The sequence below is a fragment of the Acinetobacter sp. SK-43 genome, assembly GCF_015351505.1.
Taxonomy (GTDB): domain Bacteria; phylum Pseudomonadota; class Gammaproteobacteria; order Pseudomonadales; family Moraxellaceae; genus Acinetobacter; species Acinetobacter junii.
In genome coordinates this window covers 127469-147216 of record NZ_JADKPY010000001.1, presented here as the reverse complement: position 1 = coordinate 147216, position 19748 = coordinate 127469, and the positions used below count along the sequence as shown (strand labels likewise).

23 protein-coding genes are annotated in these 19748 nt (G+C 33.8%); 16 read left to right on the top strand and 7 right to left on the bottom strand.

Annotated elements, in window-relative coordinates:
- Nucleotides 1–260 precede the first annotated feature (260 nt).
- From IRT38_RS00790 to IRT38_RS00780, 3 genes are all read right to left on the bottom strand, one after another.
- Entirely contained in the window at nucleotides 261–581 is a 321-nt protein-coding gene (locus tag IRT38_RS00790) for a hypothetical protein (protein WP_194596513.1), read from the bottom strand.
- A gap of 59 nt (nucleotides 582–640) precedes the next feature.
- Nucleotides 641–1195: an outer membrane beta-barrel protein gene (locus tag IRT38_RS00785; protein WP_194596512.1), complete on the bottom strand. Its 555-nt coding sequence runs from the start codon at nucleotides 1193–1195 to the stop codon at nucleotides 641–643.
- An 86-nt stretch (nucleotides 1196–1281) separates the two neighbouring features.
- The gene (locus IRT38_RS00780; RefSeq protein ID WP_194596511.1) at nucleotides 1282–1617 is read right to left on the bottom strand and encodes a hypothetical protein; all 336 of its coding nucleotides are present in this window, start codon (nucleotides 1615–1617) and stop codon (nucleotides 1282–1284) included.
- Between the two features lie 170 nt (nucleotides 1618–1787).
- Here IRT38_RS00780 and IRT38_RS00775 point away from each other — a divergent pair, with 170 nt between their 5' ends.
- The 7 genes from IRT38_RS00775 to IRT38_RS00745 all read left to right on the top strand — a co-directional run bounded on the left by IRT38_RS00775 (nucleotide 1788) and on the right by IRT38_RS00745 (nucleotide 7606).
- A complete protein-coding gene (locus tag IRT38_RS00775; RefSeq protein WP_194596510.1) occupies nucleotides 1788–2966 on the top strand; it encodes a hypothetical protein in 1179 nt (392 codons plus the stop codon).
- A gap of 13 nt (nucleotides 2967–2979) precedes the next feature.
- Entirely contained in the window at nucleotides 2980–3627 is a 648-nt protein-coding gene (locus IRT38_RS00770; RefSeq protein ID WP_194596509.1) for a hypothetical protein, read from the top strand.
- 70 nt (nucleotides 3628–3697) lie between these two features.
- A complete protein-coding gene (locus IRT38_RS00765; protein ID WP_194596508.1) occupies nucleotides 3698–4042 on the top strand; it encodes a hypothetical protein in 345 nt (114 codons plus the stop codon).
- Between the two features lie 221 nt (nucleotides 4043–4263).
- Nucleotides 4264–4998, top strand: coding sequence for a hypothetical protein (locus tag IRT38_RS00760; RefSeq protein WP_194596507.1), 735 nt, complete (start codon nucleotides 4264–4266; stop codon nucleotides 4996–4998).
- Nucleotides 4999–5043: 45 nt separating this feature from the next.
- A complete protein-coding gene (locus tag IRT38_RS00755) occupies nucleotides 5044–6147 on the top strand; it encodes a toxic anion resistance protein (RefSeq protein WP_194596506.1) in 1104 nt (367 codons plus the stop codon).
- Between the two features lie 368 nt (nucleotides 6148–6515).
- The gene (locus IRT38_RS00750) at nucleotides 6516–7034 is read left to right on the top strand and encodes a hypothetical protein (protein WP_194596505.1); all 519 of its coding nucleotides are present in this window, start codon (nucleotides 6516–6518) and stop codon (nucleotides 7032–7034) included.
- Between the two features lie 236 nt (nucleotides 7035–7270).
- Entirely contained in the window at nucleotides 7271–7606 is a 336-nt protein-coding gene (locus IRT38_RS00745; protein WP_194596504.1) for a hypothetical protein, read from the top strand.
- 98 nt (nucleotides 7607–7704) lie between these two features.
- Here IRT38_RS00745 and IRT38_RS00740 read toward each other — a convergent pair whose 3' ends face one another.
- The 3 genes from IRT38_RS00740 to IRT38_RS00730 form a co-directional block, all read right to left on the bottom strand.
- Nucleotides 7705–7929: a hypothetical protein gene (locus tag IRT38_RS00740; protein ID WP_194596503.1), complete on the bottom strand. Its 225-nt coding sequence runs from the start codon at nucleotides 7927–7929 to the stop codon at nucleotides 7705–7707.
- 12 nt (nucleotides 7930–7941) lie between these two features.
- Entirely contained in the window at nucleotides 7942–8250 is a 309-nt protein-coding gene (locus IRT38_RS00735) for a hypothetical protein (RefSeq protein WP_194596502.1), read from the bottom strand.
- A 116-nt stretch (nucleotides 8251–8366) separates the two neighbouring features.
- Nucleotides 8367–8627 carry a hypothetical protein gene (locus tag IRT38_RS00730; RefSeq protein ID WP_194596501.1) on the bottom strand — a complete coding sequence of 87 codons (261 nt, stop codon included), beginning with the start codon at nucleotides 8625–8627 and terminating at the stop codon, nucleotides 8367–8369.
- A gap of 561 nt (nucleotides 8628–9188) precedes the next feature.
- Between IRT38_RS00730 and IRT38_RS00725 the strand changes: the two genes are divergently transcribed.
- From IRT38_RS00725 to IRT38_RS00705, 5 genes are all read left to right on the top strand, one after another.
- Nucleotides 9189–12575: a hypothetical protein gene (locus tag IRT38_RS00725; protein WP_194596500.1), complete on the top strand. Its 3387-nt coding sequence runs from the start codon at nucleotides 9189–9191 to the stop codon at nucleotides 12573–12575.
- Nucleotides 12575–12898, top strand: coding sequence for a hypothetical protein (locus IRT38_RS00720; protein WP_194596499.1), 324 nt, complete (start codon nucleotides 12575–12577; stop codon nucleotides 12896–12898). The genes IRT38_RS00725 and IRT38_RS00720 overlap by 1 nt, the downstream gene beginning before the upstream one ends.
- Before the next feature lie 55 nt (nucleotides 12899–12953).
- Nucleotides 12954–13136 (top strand): hypothetical protein, encoded by a 183-nt coding sequence (locus IRT38_RS00715; RefSeq protein WP_194596498.1) that lies wholly within the window; start codon nucleotides 12954–12956, stop codon nucleotides 13134–13136.
- A 36-nt stretch (nucleotides 13137–13172) separates the two neighbouring features.
- Nucleotides 13173–14159, top strand: a complete 987-nt coding sequence (locus IRT38_RS00710) for a 3'-5' exonuclease (RefSeq protein WP_194596497.1) — start codon at nucleotides 13173–13175, stop codon at nucleotides 14157–14159.
- A gap of 246 nt (nucleotides 14160–14405) precedes the next feature.
- A complete protein-coding gene (locus IRT38_RS00705; protein WP_194596496.1) occupies nucleotides 14406–14945 on the top strand; it encodes a hypothetical protein in 540 nt (179 codons plus the stop codon).
- On the opposite strand, the gene IRT38_RS00700 is transcribed toward IRT38_RS00705, so the two are convergent.
- Nucleotides 14942–15415: a hypothetical protein gene (locus IRT38_RS00700; protein WP_194596495.1), complete on the bottom strand. Its 474-nt coding sequence runs from the start codon at nucleotides 15413–15415 to the stop codon at nucleotides 14942–14944. The genes IRT38_RS00705 and IRT38_RS00700 overlap by 4 nt on opposite strands.
- Nucleotides 15416–15575: 160 nt before the next feature.
- Between IRT38_RS00700 and IRT38_RS00695 the strand changes: the two genes are divergently transcribed.
- From IRT38_RS00695 to IRT38_RS00680, 4 genes are all read left to right on the top strand, one after another.
- On the top strand, nucleotides 15576–16193 hold the full coding sequence (locus IRT38_RS00695) for a hypothetical protein (RefSeq protein ID WP_194596494.1): 618 nt from the start codon (nucleotides 15576–15578) through the stop codon (nucleotides 16191–16193).
- A gap of 160 nt (nucleotides 16194–16353) precedes the next feature.
- Entirely contained in the window at nucleotides 16354–16644 is a 291-nt protein-coding gene (locus IRT38_RS00690; protein WP_194596493.1) for a hypothetical protein, read from the top strand.
- 1616 nt (nucleotides 16645–18260) lie between these two features.
- A complete protein-coding gene (locus IRT38_RS00685) occupies nucleotides 18261–19493 on the top strand; it encodes a replication initiation protein (RefSeq protein ID WP_194596492.1) in 1233 nt (410 codons plus the stop codon).
- Nucleotides 19494–19514: 21 nt separating this feature from the next.
- On the top strand, nucleotides 19515–19730 hold the full coding sequence (locus IRT38_RS00680; protein ID WP_194596491.1) for a hypothetical protein: 216 nt from the start codon (nucleotides 19515–19517) through the stop codon (nucleotides 19728–19730).
- Nucleotides 19731–19748: the final 18 nt, after the last annotated feature.

Sequence of the window (19748 nt, the reverse complement as noted above, 5' to 3'; positions counted from 1 at the left end):
GTTCCCAATACTATTTGAAAATCGAATCAGAAATAAGTATTTTAGATTCGCTGAATATCTTTATTATTCGAGTCTAAGAGGCGGTTTACTTATAGTTGTTGCGTTCATTTTATATTATTTTGTTTTAAATCCTTAAGTTATATCTTTTTTGAAACTTATAATTTTCGATTAAAAGACCAAGTAAAACTTGGTCTTTTTCTTTAACTTAAAAAACTTTTCGGAATAACCCCAGAAATTTACTGCTTCCTTGGTGATGTTCGTCATGCCACTTGCAAAGCTGCCTTTGCTTTCTTGCCAATCTTAAACACAGTCATTAAATCCTCACCCCAAGGAACCTCAGTGATTTTCGAATAGAAATTATTCTTATCTGTGATAAATCCCTCTGCTACTTTCATCTGTTTTGTTGCGAACTCGTCATAGGCATACTCGCTACCCCAATATTCTTTATCTGAGTTGCTTAATTCATGCCATTGCACATATAGCGTTTCACAATAATCACTAGGTAAATCGCAAATACGAATCCAAGCGGGATGGGTCTTAATCCAATTCGAAGCATTTTGTGATGCTGTGGTTACACACATAGGCTCACCTGTAGATCGTTAATTATGTCGGACTTTTCTTGGATATATCCGAGCAGCCCTTAAAAATAGTATTTCAATTGAAATCCAACGCCGTGGTTTGTGGAGTCATTCTTTGAAAAGTTGTAGTTGTAAGTCACTTCTGTTGCAACATCTGGAGTAAATTGGTATCCAAACCCAAGTTTAGCAACACCTACATCATCTTTGAGAGATTTGACATCAGGATCAATACGACTAACACCAAGATATGACTTAGCATATAGCCTATTGTATAAATCAGCTTGGAAAGTTAAACCGGCACCATAGGTTTCTACGGTTTTATCGTCTGCTATTTTAGTTTTAAGACCAGAAGCATTTTTGGAGTAAAGCGCAAGTTTGTCTACACTTTGAGACCAGTGAACTTCCAAGCCTAGATAGTCATTAAATTGTATCCCTCCGACTACCCCAACTGTGGTCGCCTTTTTTTCAGCCATATCAAAATCAATTGAAGCAACATCAATACCCAAGTATGGATGCACATCCCACATTGGTCGTGCGTAATACTCATCGTTTGCCAGAGCATTCATTGATATGCCTGCTGCAATGATAGTTGTTATCATTCGCTTGAATTGTGTCATAGCTGATCCTAAATATATTTTTCACTTAGCTGTAAATATTAATTGTATTTATTTAAAAATACAAAGAATATTAATAAATTATTAACTCACTTATTTCTTTTATTTTTTTCAATATTAAGTAAATTCGTGTATGTCTGAGAGACTTGATCATCAGAATATTTTTTAGCTTTTAGCACAAATGCTTCTACCAAAATCATACTCAAGAAAGCAGTAATTACTAACCCAAGTCCAATAAAGGTCATGACCATAGAAAGTACCGGAGTATTATATTTCTCACCTGCCCAATATAAGAAAACCGTTGATCCAATCAGAATCGCTCCAATACCAAAAATCAACCTATAACCATTGATTCTTATAAATTTAATGATTTCATTTCTTTGTTTTTTTATCGATTCCTTTCTCTGATCTTCAAGCCACTTCATCTAATTTGCTCCTAAATTTACCGAAATATTTTATCATAAAATAGAATCAAAATAGCTGATAGCATTTCAATTTAAGCTTAAAATCATATCAATTTTTACAATTAAAAATATTGTAAGTATGTGGTATATTTTATATATTATCTTCAACTATAGTTATTAATGGCAAAATAATGTTTCCATCAACTGCTTCCTCGAATGAAATTGAAAGTAATGATGCTAAAGCTAGAATTTATGCTTTAGTGAATACACTTACTGATCTAAATCCCAATATGCTTGAAATCATTAAGCCTATTGAAGAAAGTAATGCTTTACTCAAAGAAGTTACAGAGGAAATTGATCAACTCAACACTAAAAGCTTATTGATAAAACTTGCATATTTGGCGGTGCTTGAACAACGTCTCCCTGATTTAAAAACAAAAATTGATTCCTATGTATTGCAGCTCCAAAATGCAAAAAATGAAACTACAAATTTATGTGTTGATTATGGGAATGTTATTGAATCATTAAAGAGTTCTGCTCTTGAAATTGATGAGAATGATGCCCTAAAAACTGATGCCTTAGGCATTGTTTCCGTGAACAACTTGAAGTTAAAGAATATTCAAAACCAAATTCAATCAGCATCTTCTCAAATCGAAAATTTAGAGCGTTTTAGAACAGTAACGCTTTACCACCTTTCAGATACGATCAATAACACTAAGACGGATAAAGAACTCCCAATTGTTGATGAAATCCGCCGTGTAATTGATAAATTCAAATCTAGAAAGGATTATTCTCTCAAATCTGCTGTCTTATTTACTATTTTGGTTGTATATAACTTCCTTGCAGACAAGTACCATATTACATACGACTCAACCCAACGTATTGCTCAAAAAGCTGCCTCAAGTAGTTTTGCAAGTACGCATGGCGTAGGAGCACCAATGGTTGCCGCAGGAGGCGTTGGAAATATGTTAGACATATTTTCTAAAGTAGGCACTGTTCTGGGACTTGTTACTGTTCTTTTTGGATTATTTCGCTTCGCTTGGCAAAGAGAAGGTGTTGGCATTTTAGCCATGGGTGTCATGATGGGTGCAACCAGTGTTTTAATTCCCTCACTTATTAAACCTGTGATTGGTCTTGAAGAAACTGAAACCACGTATGTAGAACAAACTGTTAAAGTCACTTACGACTTTTTCAATTTAGGTACTTCTGGAACAATTGTTTATCTTGGCTTTTTAATTTTGTGTGTGCTATATGCATATTTCAAGCAAAAAGAAATCAAAAAATATTCAACGGTAGTGAATGTACTTGAGAAAAGTCCGGAGCTAAATATCGATCAAAAAGCATCAGAACTGGTAAGTAATGAAGCGTAAAAAGGAAGACGTAATGAATCCTAAGAAATTTTTTGCCTGTATATCCCTGCCAATTATTTTACTAGCAGGGTGTGGTCAAAAGCAAAACGAAGCTACTATCTTTAAATCAACGGATTACGCCGTGTTAGATGAGCTAAAACAATCTTTATCTCAAGAATACTCTTTTAGAGAATATGTTGATGAAACACTTGGATTTAAAAAATTTACATTTATGACTTTTGTCGGTGACAACTCACCATACACCCAGATCGCCTTGGAATGTATACATGAAGGCGCACTCAAGATTAAACCTAAAGAATCACAGTATGATTTAGAGCGATTTGAAAAAAATAAAGAACTGTCTACATGTATTCAGGTTGTCGTTGATCGCCCTGTATCCATCGATACCATTCTATACAACGATATATTAGGTTTAAATTCTGTAGATAAGGATCAAACTTTAAAAAACCTGATTACAGAAGCTAAGAAAGATAATATTCTAACAATTCGTGAGTATTTGCGGATTGGCATATTAACTTATCAAAAATATAAGGAAGAAAATCAAAAAAGAAATAAACCGGTAGAAACTACCAATATTGATAAAGCCATGGATAAGCTAACACCCTACATAAGTGACCAAGCTAAGGATAGTATCAACACGATTGTAAATGAAAAAGAATGATCCCGTAAAATTGTCTTGCCTAACTTTCACGTTGGGCAATTTGTTCTTTATTACAAGGAATTGAGTTTTTATGAAAAAAAACATACAGCTAGTTTGTGAATTAAAGCAATTTGATAAAGAGGCAAAAAATAAAATATTTATCCTCTACCCGACTGAATATAAACATGCTCCAAATGGTTCATTAATCACCCTGTTTCATTCACATCAAGAATGCCATTTTTCCAAGAACAAAGGTGAGCATATTAATTTTTTTGCTGCGACAAGTTTTTTATACAGCTCACCAAATGACTTCAATAGGTTCTTATCAGTACTCAGTACAGCTCTTAAAGAAATCATAAACTCGATTGACTTAGATACTTTCCAAATCACTGTCGTACCAAACAATGCTGATTACTCGATAACGATGAGTAAATAAATCAAAGGACTGCTACGCCGGTGCTTTCGCACCTCATAGATGGTGTATTCATTCATCATAAATATGAAACTATTTGTATTTCCTACCGGCTTACAGCTACGCTCGTTTATGGGCATCAGTCCGTAAATTTTAAAAAAATAGTTTATTTAATATAAAGTATTGCACTTATGCGGTATATATTTTATAATATCAACATCAACTTTGGTTATTTTGGTGTTTAAATGGAAAAACAAAGACCAGTAAAGCGTGTGGATTCAGCAGATAATACAAAACAACAGGTATATGATCACCCTGCTTTTGGCATTATCCGTGTTCACAGTTGCCATGGTGGTAGTCAAACCCTCCTTGGTTCTGATTTAAAACATAATGATTATCTGACATTGGAAATTGTGCCGGCTGAACTCCACCGATCTTATGGTGAGAATCTGGTGTATGGTTCTAGGAAGCCTATTATCAAAGTTGCTTTAACTCATAGTAGTTTTCATGCAATGGCTCAATCCATTGGTAATAGCCAAGGTATACCTGTAACAATCCAGTATGCACCTTCAACACTAAACAATGACGTTGTAATGTTCCCAAGTATCGATCCCCTCGATAGTTCATTGGATATGTCTAAAGATGAACTAGAACAGTCTGTTAAAAAGCATGTTGATAATGCACTTCAAGCTATTGCAACCTTAAGAGAATTAGCACAATCCAAAAAAACTGGTAAAGCCTTACTTGAGCAAATCGAAACTGCTGAGAATCAAATTCGACTATTACCCACTAATCTAAAATCGAGCCTAGATTTTGCAAAGGAATCTTTGGATAAAACAGCCGATGAAGTTCAAGCAAATACCGAAGCCGCCATCAAACTTAGATTAACTGCATTGGGATTGGAGTCATTAGGAGGTGATTCTTCCAAACTGCTTCAAATCGATGCACCCTCAGATCAACCCTTAAGTGAAAATCAGTAGATTTTGAATCAGACATAAAACTTTTTTAAATTAAGCGAGAATACGATGAACGATTATCAAGTTAGTATGAAAAGCAACAACACGCTCTCTGTTGAAGAATTTGAAAATTTGGACTTAAAAACCTTAGGGCTATCTAAAGAAGATTTCTCGAAAGTTGTTGAAGCAAAGGGTGAACTTGCAGTTATAAATAATACTGCGGTCGCAGAGTACGGTAAAAATATTGCTACAAAAACTGCAACCTATACAGATGAACTATTAGATTTAGTCAAAAATAAAGACCTAGACGAAACAGGCAAAAAACTGAATGAAGTTGTTAATGTAGCTCAACAACTTAATACCAAAAATTTTCTCAATGATAGCCCTAAAGGTGTAATTGGATTTATCTTTTCAAAGATTAAAGGTGCCAAACAAAATATACAGCAACAGTTCAATACCACTAAGGAGCAAATGGATGTTTTGGTTAGTGAAGTCGAAGCTTCACAAGCCGGATTAAAAAATCGTGTTACCCTTCTGGATAATATGTATGAGGGTGTTCAGGAAGAATATAAAACATTAGGCGTATATGTGGCTGCGGGGAAGCTGCGGTATAACGATATTCAAGATCAGATCAAGGAACTAACAGAACAAGAACAAACGCCAAGTATTGTTCAAGAAATTTATGACCTAAACCATGCTGCAAATAATCTGGAAAAGCGTGTACATGATCTAACTCTTTTACAACAGTCCGCTATCCAGACATTGCCAATGATTCGAATTATCCAATCTAACAATAATATGTTGGTGGATAAATTCTATGCAATTAAGAATATTACTTTGCCCGCATGGAAAAACCAAATAAGTCTAGCTCTTTCGTTGAATGAACAAAAGAATAGCGTTGCCCTTGCCAATAACATCGATAATGCTACAAATGAGTTATTGCGCCGTAATGCGGACTTGCTGCATACCAACTCGGTTCAGACGGCAAAAGCGAATCAACGCTCTGTGATTGATGTTGAGACTCTTGAGCATGTTCAAAATACATTAATTAAAACTGTCAACGATGTTATTCAAATCCAAAAAGAAGGTGTGGCAGAGCGAGACAAGGCAGCTATCCGACTGAAAGATATGCAAGGTAAATTGAACAACCTTATGATTGGAAATAAAAATTAAATATTTGTTAAATTATCAAGCTCACTACGGTGGGCTTTTTTATTATCTAAATATTATTAACAAAAAAACATTAATTTAATATTTGCATTATCAAATAATATAAATTAGGATAAAAATATAAGGGGTTTATTGTTTTTTAATATTTTCCGCCCCCCTAACCCCTGTCCTCTCCCCAATAAAGAGGACTTTTTACTCTGCTCAGGCAGAGTTTTTTTTTGCTCGCTTACGCTAAAACATATTTGCTGACGCAAATTTGTATTGTTCAACAGAGAAAAAGAGCGAAAATCACAACAATAAAATCACATAATAGTATTGTCATTATGCGGTATATATTGTATAATTTAATCTCAACTTTGGAGATGTAAACCATGATTAAAACCCTTATCGATCAATCTTTTCCTCTTGTTATGTTAGATCAAGAACAAATCCAAAATAGAGTTTATTTAGGTGACGTTGAAAAAAATATTGAAATTTTTAATGCCTTACTAAAAGGTAAAAAAGCCATTAATGAGCTTATCCCCAACCATCTTGAAAATCTTAATAAATGCTGTCGAGCCATCAGTTCAATCATTCAACGTGATGATTTTCAAATTTTCAGTTTTGAAAATGAAATTCGCTCTGGCTTCCCTTTTTTAATGCTAGATAATTACCCACTCGAAGATTGTGTAATTTCCAACCGAATGAATTATGCAACGGAAAAATTAACTCATATTGAAGCATCTATGGCAATTAACGCCATGAGTTATTGCTATCTGTGTGAAAGCACTGAAAATGAAATTGAAGCTGAATTTTCAGCTTTCATGCTTGATTTTATTAAAATTTTAGCTAGTCATAATTATGAGACTGAATGTTTCAATTCTAGTGGATTTTACAATATTATTGACTAAATCTAAGGCATTATAAGTATTAACTTATAATGCCTTAGCCGCCGCCGCTGACGCTATATAAACCTGCTAACGCAGGTTTATATTGTGTATTCACCGTGTTAGCGGTCCTAATCTAATTTTAGTATGTTCATAATTCACTCATGCAAAATATTCATGATTTTAAAAGCAATGAATTTGCCGATCGGCAACTTTGGAATTACTGGAACCACTATTCTTGAATGAAAATTGAGGCTTAAATGAGAGATATTACGAAGAAGATATTAGAGCTTAATATAATCAAGACAATCTCTGTCTCCCCTTCCACGTCTAATCATTGGGAAGATTCGGATGACATTACAATTTTAGCAAGCTCCCATGGCGAATTGATATTGAGTATATGTGGCATCAGTAATGAATCTGATGAAATTTGCGTTAGCCTTAATGTGAATGAACTAGACTCGGAGGGTGATATTTATTTGAATAATGATCTGTGGCGTTTGTATGGAAATGAGTTAGAAATATTAGAAAAAATCGAAAAAACAAATTGGAATTTAAATGACCAATTGGGTCCATATTTACATTTATTCTTTTAAAATATTTTTATAATTTAACAACAAGTTATAAAAGTCTTTATAGAAAAAAGCCTGCTATTAGTTAAACAGGCTTAAATCAGAACATAGCTAGTTTCATTTTAATGTAGCTGCGTCTTGTCTGGCTCATCAAATAAAGCTATATATTCCTCTACCTTTCTTTTGACTGCATCAATGAACTGAGGTGTTCCAATATACTTAATTACCTCAGTTCTAATTTGCTCTTTAGTAAATCCCAAGCTTTTTAGCTCTTGTGCATAATCAATTGCAATGGTATCCGCCACATCTTTCACCATTTGTTCACTTTTACGAAGATTCTCGCACATATACCATAACTCCTAATTATATTTCCATACCGCTAAGCCATTCAATAAAATTGAATTTGACTTAAATTGGTAAGGCAAAGCATCTAGTAGCTCACTATCGCTAAGGTTTGCAATTTGCTCGCTACCTAAACCATCGATCGAACCCTGATTATTTTCACAAAATGCAATAGCTAGGGCTTTTAAAAGACTATCAACCAAATACTCTTTTGAAGTACCTGTATAAGATGGTCCAAACACCGAAATGGGACGGCATACATGATTTCTTTGGTTATCATTCAAGATGCAAATTTTTTCCATTTTTTTGCAAGATTGATCATTCATAAAAATCACCTTTTAAATAAAAAGACAAATTAATATTTGAATAGAAATTAATCTTTGGCTTTAAAAAAATGAAATACTAAACATACCGCATATTTACCATATATATAGCAAATATGCTATACGCAATTTTTATCAGCCACCCTCTTAAATAGACTGATGATTGTAAACTTTGATTGTGCGATTGAATGTAGAGTTGCAACCACAAACCCATTATTTATAAGGATTAAATGCTTTTCATTGTTCCAATGATATTCCTCAATATCACCACAAGCCCGAATTGCTTCCATGATAGAAATCTCATTAATTTCTTTAGTAGATGCATAAAACACATGTGTTTCTCTTGTTGCATCAAAATTGAAATTATTGGTTTCTTTCATAGCTTATAATCCTGAAAAACCCAAGTTATTAACCATCTTTCTATATTATTAATTATACAACATATACCACAAACAATAAAATTTATTTGGCTATTTTAAGCTTAAAATTACATAATTTAACAATTCACAATCCCCCTCAAAGCCTTTAATAGCAATGGTTTCAGAAATATAAATTACATAAACTCACACAACGCCGACTGCTGCGCCATTTTTTCCAACCTTTAATGCTGTTAATATTCACAATACTTTTTAAATTTATTTTTATATTTACCTCTAAAAAGTATTGTATATTGCGGTATATATTGATAAGATGTTTAAACAGATTCAGGTTTTGTTGGTTGACCAACACCAGTTAGTCCCTTTCTCACCAAAGTTGATATGAATAGAGAAAGGGCGTTACAAAGGAGTAAATAACTCCAACTTTTGAATACCTCCCGCACTCAGTGTCGGGAGTTTTTTTTGCTTAAAATAATGATGAAAAAACATAAAATATTTAATTATAATATTGCATATTTGCGGTATATATTTTATAATAAGCCATCATCTTTGGAATCTCTAGCTATGAAAAACCAAGAATTAGAAGTTTTAAATTTTAACGATAAAAGCAATACGGAATCTAATGAAAAAGTAGAGATTATTGAAGATTCAAATGTATTGAAAGAAGGTATGTTTGCCGTACTAAAAAAACTTCATCGTGAATTACATTATGATCTGGGCGCGGTTTTATTAATTCAGGAATTGAAATTTGCTGATAATAATTTGCATTCGGTGCATGTCCGGCACCACCCAAAATATGGAAAAAGTACAGTTGGTTTTTTACTCCACGAGTTTTATCAATATTTTGATGTTATTACTCAAGCTGAGGGTGAGAAAGTCCGAGAAAAAGAGATCGAAGATTTAAAGATTCTTATCGGTCATAAGGAAAAGGATGTTCAGGAATACCGTGACAATCCAAAAAAATTACAAGCATTAGCTCTGTCAATCTATTCTAAACGAATTGGAAGCCCTGCCACACCAAAAGTTATTCAAACAGATAATATTGCTAATCTTTTGGGTCAAACCAATGCTGTAGAGCAAATTCACTTGCTTAAGAGCCAAGCAAATATGTTTGCTGATGTTGCAAAGATTCAAGCTGACATAATCACTGAAAAGGTGAATGAACTTCAAACCTTAATGAATGAACTTACCCCATTCATGGTTGAGCGTTATGCAACAACTCTGGCATCGACCAAGGAAGCTCAAGATACTATCAAAGAAGTTAACGATGGCATTGCCACATTATCCTTATACACGGGTGAGGGTGTCGAGGTTTACGAGGTAAAAAAAGGTGTTGAGGCACCACAGCACATCCCTCTTACGCTTGTGCAGGACAGAATTCTTTGTGATGTAGAGTTGGCTTATTTCAATGACGAATCCTCAGCCTACTTGGACGTTGATAACGTTTACGACCGATTCTTCAAGGTATTGGCAGATAATCCACAATTAGTTAATCAAATTTTTCCTACAGAGCGGTGTATTTGTGTTGCCGCAATTCGAGAGTCTTATATCGATTACAAGGATAAACTTTGGAACATCATCATGAATAAGCTTAACAAGGAGACATTCTTGTTAGTCAGAAATGGTGAGAATATTAGTGTTGTTTACTCCCCTATCGGCACTCATTTAGCTGCTAAAAATTTATTCCCGTCAAAAGATATTTTAGATAAATGCTTTCTTACCCGTGACGGTGAAATGGACATCAACGTAGATAACTTAAAATACTCGGATGCCTTAAGCGAAATAGACCGGATTACTCTGCACTATAAACGCTTTCTAATTTTAATTGCCGGCTTGCAACATCGTTTAAATATTTTAGGTCAATTCTACCCAGACAACGAAACTTTTGAAATTTTCTTTCCTCATTTCCAGAATAAGTATTTCAATTTCATTCATGATCAAGATGGGTCTGGGATGTTGGCTGATTTGGATGAATTGTCTTTATATGGCTATGTCAGAGAGCAAAATAGTAAGTTAGCCAAAGGTTCTACTCTCATTTGCCGCACGAACAATATGGTAAGTAAAGAGGCTGCACCTTATTGTTGGACATATTCATGGCTTCGAGGGCGTGACTCTGATGCACTTACCCGCCCGCCAGTAAATGCTTATGAAATTGTTAAGGTTGAGCAAGATAAAGATGGATTTTTTGTTCGCTTTCCTGTTAATTCGGGATACACGAAACGATCACCTTTAGCAAAAGTGCGCATTGACGAAGGCGGTTCAGAAATAAGTTATTTAGTACTCGATAATTTAAGCATTGAACGCTTGGAAAATTATATATCGAAGCGTAAATACCGCCAATTCTATTTGGATTACATGGGTTTATTTAAAGGTGCTAAAGCTTATATTAAAGATTTTGTGTCTAGTAATTCCAAACAGTTTAATTACTACTTAAATGCAGTTCAGCAAAATATAGATCATGGTAAAAGCCCATTAGAAATTAATGAGCTAGTGATGACTGTAATCAATTTCTTTAGTGCCAAGGTAGATCAATCGACCATTTTGAATCTATTACACCAGATGCTTTCTTTGGAGAGTACACAACGCATTCAGGCTCAATTTTCTGATATAAATTTTGTAAAAGATGAAAATTATTTGATCGGGACTAAAGCGATAGCAATCACTATTGATCGTTCTGGAAACCAATACATCTACGCATCATTGCCGGATGATCTTGGGATTCCTGCGCTCAACAAAATCGAAAAAGACTATTGGGTATATCGTTGCCCAATAAAAACCATTAAAAAGGGTCAGGTCAAACTTGATAAAGCCGAGGTTGTTTCGATTTTAGACCATATACGTGATGAGTTGGTCTTGAATAAAATCAACAATGACTTATACGAGTATTATTATTCTATTGGTGCAACCTATCGACAAAAAGTTATTTCTGATGGTAAGGGAACTATGTCTTACCCTAAGCTGTTTGATTCATACGCTATTAAAAGTGAATTTTTAGAAAATATGGAATTTTCTAAACAATTTATAATTGCCTTGTTCTCTAACACACTCACTAGAGAATTAGTAAACACCTTACAAGATAAAATTCGTGCTGAACGTCAAAGATTTGAAAACAGCAGATTTGACTCATGGTCAACTACTGACTCAAAAGAATTGACTTTATGCTTACCATTTGTTGTTTTTAAACGTAGCTCAATTGGTTCAATCTGCTTAAAAGATGGGATTACTTGGTTAGACGGTTTAGCAGAACGCTACTCTAAGAGTGATAAAGAAATCATAGATCAGGATAATTTATCCCAGATTATTGGAGTGATAGAAAGAAATTCGTCTTTCAATCATTCTAACAGGCTTTTTACTAAGGTTTTAGAAAAAGAGAGTCATTGGGATTCATTCACGGCTAAAAATGCCCTAAACAATCAATATGAACATTCTATTAAACTTTTATCTTATGTTTTGCATTCTTCCGCAAAAGAGTTAATGAAAGAAGATCGTTTCCATGACAGCTCTACACTAGATGTAAAAAGTGCAATCCGGTTTTGTGTCTTTGATGAAGAAGCCATGGTTACTTTTACTCCGTCATTAGATGCAGAAATAAATAATCCGCATCTTACAGAAACATTGACTGTAATTAAGGCGTATAGATTTGAAGAATTGGTACGTAAAGGCAGCAATACGCTTTCCCACAAAAAACATTTTTATATCGGAGCTGAACCCTACCTTTCTCAATACATTGAGGCTGTAACTAAAGAGGTCCAAGAACAGTTCGCTAATCTATCGGGTAATTTATCTGGAGAGTTACGGTGGGCAAGATATGAGCATCACTATATTTGCTCCGCCGGTGATTTCGAAAAATTTAAGGAATACACACTTACCAGTCGTTATGAGGGCGTAGGAGAAGATCAGTATAAGCAGGTAGAAAACCACATTTACAAAATGGTAAAGGAGATAAAATAATGTCTGACATCAATGAACTAAAAAATATTCTGAACTGCAACGTTGTTGAACCTGAGGGTTTTAAACCCAAAAATGATGAGCAGGACATCGAAAAAATGCGTTCTTTATTCAATACATTTGATGAGCTTGATTATAAATTTAACAAGTACGATGAAAAAACGATCGAAAGTATTCAACGTAATAGAGATCATAATACAGCTTATTTTTATGAATACCATCGCGTGCCTCAGAATGGTGAAATGCATTCAACATTAGCGCGTTGGCGGTACCAGAATGATGAAGTTTACAAACGTTTTATGTTTTGGCGTTTTTTACAAAATTGATTCTCTCAATGCCCATGTGTACTCACAATGGGCTTTTATTTTTAGAGATAAAAATATGGAAAAACAAGAAGCAAATAAGATTATCATTTCTTATGGCGGGTTAGAAGAAGCAAAAGCCTATATGAAACGATGGTTTCAACTTAGTAAAATTTGCAAAAACACCAGTGCGCAAAGCTATGTTACCGGTTCAATGAAGCAATTGAATGATGCTATAGCTGAGTATGAAAATACTGATTAAATTATAACGGCAAGCCTTAAAATCGTGCGAGGTTTTATGAAAAATTTAGAATCTGAGTGTTTTACAATATCAAGGCTACGTGAGGAATTTAAACTACGCCCCCAAAAGGATGCCCCGATTGCACGCACATATAAAAACTCTTACGGAACTATTTGCAAGATGTATTTTAAAGCCGATTGTGTACCGCTATTGACTCGCAGCGCAAGACCATCACCAAAACAAGTACAAGCTAGAAAAGCGTTCATATTGAGGAATAAATTAAAAAGTAAAAAAATGATTGCCTGCCGCAAAGCTTTTGAACTTTTATTGCTCAACCCTGTATTTTTAGATACTGAGACAACTGGCTTAAATGATAATGATCAAGTTATAGAAATTGGTGTAATTGACTCATTCGGGAATAAACAATTCGAAAGCCGGATTAAACCCACTGTTGGTATCAAACAGCGTGCATTTGAGGTCCACGGCATTTCTGATCAGGACCTTCTAACAGCTCCAACTTGGCTTGAGATCGCTTCGGAGCTTGAATCAGTATTATCTAATCGTATTTGTATTATCTTCAATTCAAAGTTTGATAGTCGGTTACTTAACCAAACAGCAAAAGCCTTTGAGGATGGATTCGAGTGGTGGAAAACTGTAGAACTACATTGTGCTATGAAATTAGCCGCCCAATGTTTTGGCTCTACTAATAAATATGGCAGTATTTCGTTAGCAGCCGCTTTAGATCAGGCTAATGTAGTTTATTCTGGAGCAGCTCATAATGCCTTGGTTGATGCTCAAGCAACTGTCGATCTTTTCAGAGCGATGGCACAATACTATATTGAGTTAATTGAAGAAAAATTGAAAATTAAAATTGATGATGAAGATAAAAGGCAAGCTTGGAAAATTGGGCGAGATAGTAAAATTGGTGGCATAGGCTTTGAAGAAGCAACTACTATGTTTGGCACCACCTATAGCCAAAATCAACTATACCAATATTTTATTGCCGGCTTTAATGGTGAGGAATGTCCTCAATTAACTTCATAGCAGAGTGCGTAGTAATCATTTTTCTTCATCTCGCCGATCGCTAACGCTTAACATAGCTGACGCTAATAAATGGCAGTCGTGGATTAAGAACACGCGGTTTATGATTATTTAAGGTTCAAATACATCCCACATATCAGAAATCAAACAATTTAAAAGCGTCACAAATTGACGTTAAACCAATGTTAAATATAAATATTTCAAAAAAAACAAATATAATAACTACTCATCAACTTTGGATTAAACATTATGTACCCATTATCGAATTTATACAGAATTTTATCAAAATGCATCGTTAAAGGAGCTTCTTTAGATGAAGCTACAGAGCCTAAGAATGTTGCTTTTGACCTGTTAGAGTTTATTGAAGATAGTAATAACGAAATCTATCATGCACTCAATTACAAGTTATGTTTTGAAGAAAATAGCTTAAAAAAGTTGTTTAAAAATGAAGATCAACACCTTCCCCAGATTAAGATTTTAGTATTTAACTGTCACCACATTTACCGCGAGGATGTTGAAAGAATCATTAGTTATAAGTTTGATGCTTTAACTGATACGATTTTGTTTGAATATGATGATGGTGAAATGTTCAGTTTACGTCTCAATCACCTCGACCAATACGAGGAAAAGGCAGTTGAGATGTTTAATATCAAAGACTTCCTAGCTAATTTGGAAGAAAATATATTTATAGATAACCATTGGATAACAGCTTTGTTATCTGGTCCAGTTGAGGAAGGTCTTAAACCGGATCAAGAATTTATGCATCAATTCAGAGTGCATCTTGGTTAACGTCTAAGAAGTGAATACAACATGGACCTTTCCTTTCGAATATCAGATTCATGAAAGAACGGGTCCTTTGTTTTATACGTTTCTGGTGTGCTAGTGCCACAATAGATATTACCTTGTAGAAAACGTACTACCTCTATTTTCCCCTTCTCATTAATTTCAAGAATTCCCCATTTTTCAGGCACCTTAGCAAGATCAAGAATGCCCTTAGGTGCCAAATAAAGTCTATAATTCCCAAGACTACTACACAGTCCTTGACGTTCCGGTTTTTTAAAATCTGATAGGAAGTCTGCTCGGCTTGCCTTACATTCGATGAGAAAACTCGTATCCGATCTAAAGCCAAGAACATCAGGTATTTCTCGACTGCCACTACATCTAATTTCTTGAGCTATTACAGGGCATTTAATCACTTGTTTCAGCCATTTTGCGCCGATCTGTACTACTTCTTGATGCGTGTATTGATATTCGTTCATTTCTAAACTCTAAACTTGGTTTATGGTCATTCAGATTGATAATCTGAGACTTATTTTCAATCATAAAAATTATAGTGATTTAAAACAAATAATTCAAATTATAATATTGCATTTTTGCGGTATATATATTAAAATTTAGACAAATTTGAGGACTTATAAAATGCAAAATTCATTCGAATATGGTTCAACCCGAGTCAAACCACAAAGATTTGGGGATTGGGTTATTGAAGAATTCACTGTTAGTGAAGATGAGGCAAAGTTTTATAATATGCGTCAAGCTTTTCAAGGCAAACACAGTGAAATGATTACTGCGGGCAAATTTTTACGTCTCATGCAAGTAAGCACAGGCTATACCGTAATGAGCAATACGCCAATGGAATTGAAAAGTAACGAGATAGCGTTCAAAAATGCACGAGGATCAGTTTTGATTGCCGGCTTAGGTATGGGGATGATCTTAGAAGCAATGCTCACCAAGTCAGAAGTTACCCATATTCGTATAATTGAAGCTGACATGGCAATCATTCAATATGTCGGAAATTTTTTCAAAGACGATCCAAGAGTGGAAATAATTCATGGAGATATTCATGAGTATGAGCCTGCCTCGGATGAACAATACGACTATATTTGGATCGATATTTGGGATGACATAGATGTGCGGAATATTGAACAAATGGCTGAGCTAAATGAACGTTTCAGTAATCATTGTATCAATATGAATCTATGGAGCATGGACCTTTTGGGATGTGAACCCGAAGATTATTACAAAATCGCTATGTAAAAGTTATAACCTCAGATATGAATATACTATTTCCTAATAACTCGATCGAAAATTAGGAAATAGTTATTTATAAGGAATTGTTTTTAAATATTTTTTCAAGAATAGTACATAGTATAAGGTCTTTACGTCAAAGCTATGCAAAGTATGGAGATCGGAAATAATGACTAAACAAATATGTTGTCCCCTTTGCCAGTCAAGTTTGATGTATGGTGTAGAGACTATCTTTATGAATTTACGGTTTGTTGACCCCAAAACCGGAAATTTAAAAAAAAGGGTAATCAAACGGCAAAATTTAAACATGGATGAAAATGCTTATCTAGTTTGTAGTAATAAGGATTGTGACTGGATAGAAGCAGAAATGAGCGACTGGAATGAAAGTGTTTCGCCATTGTTTAATGCTTGTAATCAGGATGAAGTAACAGAATTTAAAAAGTCTTTACGAAATGATTGAATTGAAAACTGCCTTTCCGACTTTTTGAATAATTTTTTTGTTATTAGGTATATATTTTTTACATATCCAATATCTTTTATTGAATGATAAATTCACTTTTTATAATATTAAAATTATGTTATTTTTTAAGCAATGATAAATATAAATTTATTTATTCTAAGAGATAATTAATGTTTGATTAAATATTTTATTAATTTAATAATAAACATTAATTTAATATTTTATTATATTTATATATCCTTATTTTGCTTGTCTCCTTGCTGCTCCAGACCCTTTTTGGGAATATAGTAGAATATATAGAATATGAGAGTATATGTTAGAATATGAGCGTTTTTTTATTTTTTAAATTCAAAGCTTTAATTTAACTTTGGCACACACAATAGCTTCTGTAGCACACATGATAGCTATTTTCACACACATAATAGCTCTGGTGGAACACATAACGGCTACTTTCACACACATGATACCTACCAAACACACATGATACCTACTTTCATCCACAGGTTTATCCACAGGCAATTGGATTTAATAGTTAGTATGAATTTGTTTGTAGCTATTTTATTCTTATTTAGAGTTAATGTCCAAAACTTTGAATTTTTTTTAGCCAATTTAATTTTTAGTCGATTAAAACTAGACAGCTCAGTCTGATTATTTTTTACCAAAATTTGATTTTAACTTTGGATTATAAGAATCACGCCGTTAAAATCACCTCTAAAACACACATTATAGCTACTCTAATAATCAAGTTTTAGGTGAAACACACATCATCGCTACCAAATAAGCATTATTTTTGGTCATAAACACACATAATACCTACTTTTAACTAATTCTTTTATCAGTTGACACACATCATACCTACTTTGCGGTTCTACAAGTTCTGGAGAAAACACATGATACCTACCAAATGTTGTAAAAATTTGCTGTTCGGCACACACAATACCTACTTTTAAAGCCACTTTTCAGGGGTTAAAACACATAATAGCTACTTTTTAGGGTTACTTTTAAAGGAATGCACACATAATACCTACTTTTAATGATTCTAATTAGGCTTAAACACACGCCATACCTACCAAACTTTGAAATTTGCTGATCTCGCACACATAATACCTACCTATCTTTATTGATTTGAGAAATGGAAATTAAAACTTAAAATTATGATTTATCGATAAAAATATTTATTCACACATGATACCTACCCAAAATTTAAAATTTGATTCTGGGCACACATGATGCCTACTTTTTAGAAAAAAAGAGAATAAAACACACATAATACCTACCGAATTCGGTCATTTTTAATTTAAAAAACACATAATACCTACTGGAATGAATTATTTTTTAGTACATCACACACAATACCTACTTTTTTTAAATTTTTTGTGTGGCTTACATCCGAAAAATTTTAAAAGTAGCGAAATACGTTTAAAGATTATTCAAAACTTAACAATATCTTGAGGATTCACACACTTCTGTTCCATTATTTTTGATAAATTCACACAGATTTGTGAACTTATAACTTCTTTAAAAACATATATTTAAATTAAAGTGCTTGTTATTTAGTGAAAGTTATTTTATTTTTTATAAAATTCTTCAAATAACGTAACTGGCTGCTTAATAATATGAGTGATCCAAATTCAAATGCTATTATGAAACCGGTTCGGGAACATGATGTTGTTTCCACGCTAAGTTCAATGCCCTCTGCTTCTTATAATCTTGATATTAATCTTGAGAAGTTGATGTACTGTGCAATAACTATCATTCATAAGCACGAAATGGATAACAAAGAAGATTTCAATCCTAAAGATAAAGTCTCAATCACTGCCGAAAACTTCTATCAACTCCTATATGACGATACAACAACTAAAGGTTCACCTCATAATTTGACAGCAGAGGAATCAAGGACCAGAAAAACACGTATGCAAAATGTCCATAGAATCATGGAACGTGCTTATGAGCGGTTTACATCAAGTCCAGTAATGTTGGTTAAGGTGGATGGTAGTGAGGTACCAGAAAAAGTAACGATGATCCTTAAACTTCATTATGAACCGAAGTCCAAAGTTTTCAGCATTCAATTTGCAGAAGAATTCTTTAAGTTTTTTTATAATTTGTTGAAATTTAAAAATAACAGCTTTAATCGTCATGAATTGAAGCAGATCATGAAAATGAGTTCGTACTATTCGCTCCGGCTGTATCGTATTTTCAACAGTCAAATTTGGAGAACAAATAGACTCGTTTTCACCTATGACGAGCTAAGACGTATGTTTATGAAGGAGAATCAGTACAAGCAGCATATCCACTTTAAAACTAGAATCATTGAACCGGCGATAGAGGAAATTAATACCCTTACAAATATCAAGGTAGAACATAAATTTCTTAAAACAAGCGGTAATAGCATTGATGCTGTCGAATTTACTTTCGAATTTAAGCAAAATGACATTAATACACGAATGGCGAAGGCACTTGAAAAATTAAAAATTTCTTACGCCAAAAAAGCAATTCCGTGGTCTGATGATCTTTCGCATTTTCGCCATCCCGATCGAAAAAATCATTTCACACCTCCTACGTCTTTGAAGCCTAGACAAATTAAGTTCTTAATCAGTTCCGAGGTATTCATGAATGATTACGGAGAACATTTCTTAGGTACTTTCGATGACAATACTGCCAAAGTCATTATGAAGGCTTTACTCACGGAAAACTTAGCTCTTGTAAACTCTAAAAAACCAATCGACTTAGACTATTATTTTGCGCTTAATTATCAGCAAAAACTTGAAAACAACGAGGAAGGAAGTGAGGATGATGAAAACGATGATTCAGACGATTCAATTGATTTAGAAGAAAATACAGATAGCTAAATCGTTGCTGAGTATAAGAATATGCGTATAGGTAAAATCCAAAGAGCAATCTTAAATTGGGTCGGCAATAATCGAATTTTTATTGGTGCCACATCTGAGCGTCCAGATTCTCTTAAAGGTTATACATTGGACGAAATACAACCCTCTTTGAACAAATTGATTGAACGAAATTTGCTTATTTCTTCTAAACACGGCTTTTATGAAAAGTCTGTAAAGGGAAAGCAACTTAAAATTTAACATTTTTCAAAAATTATT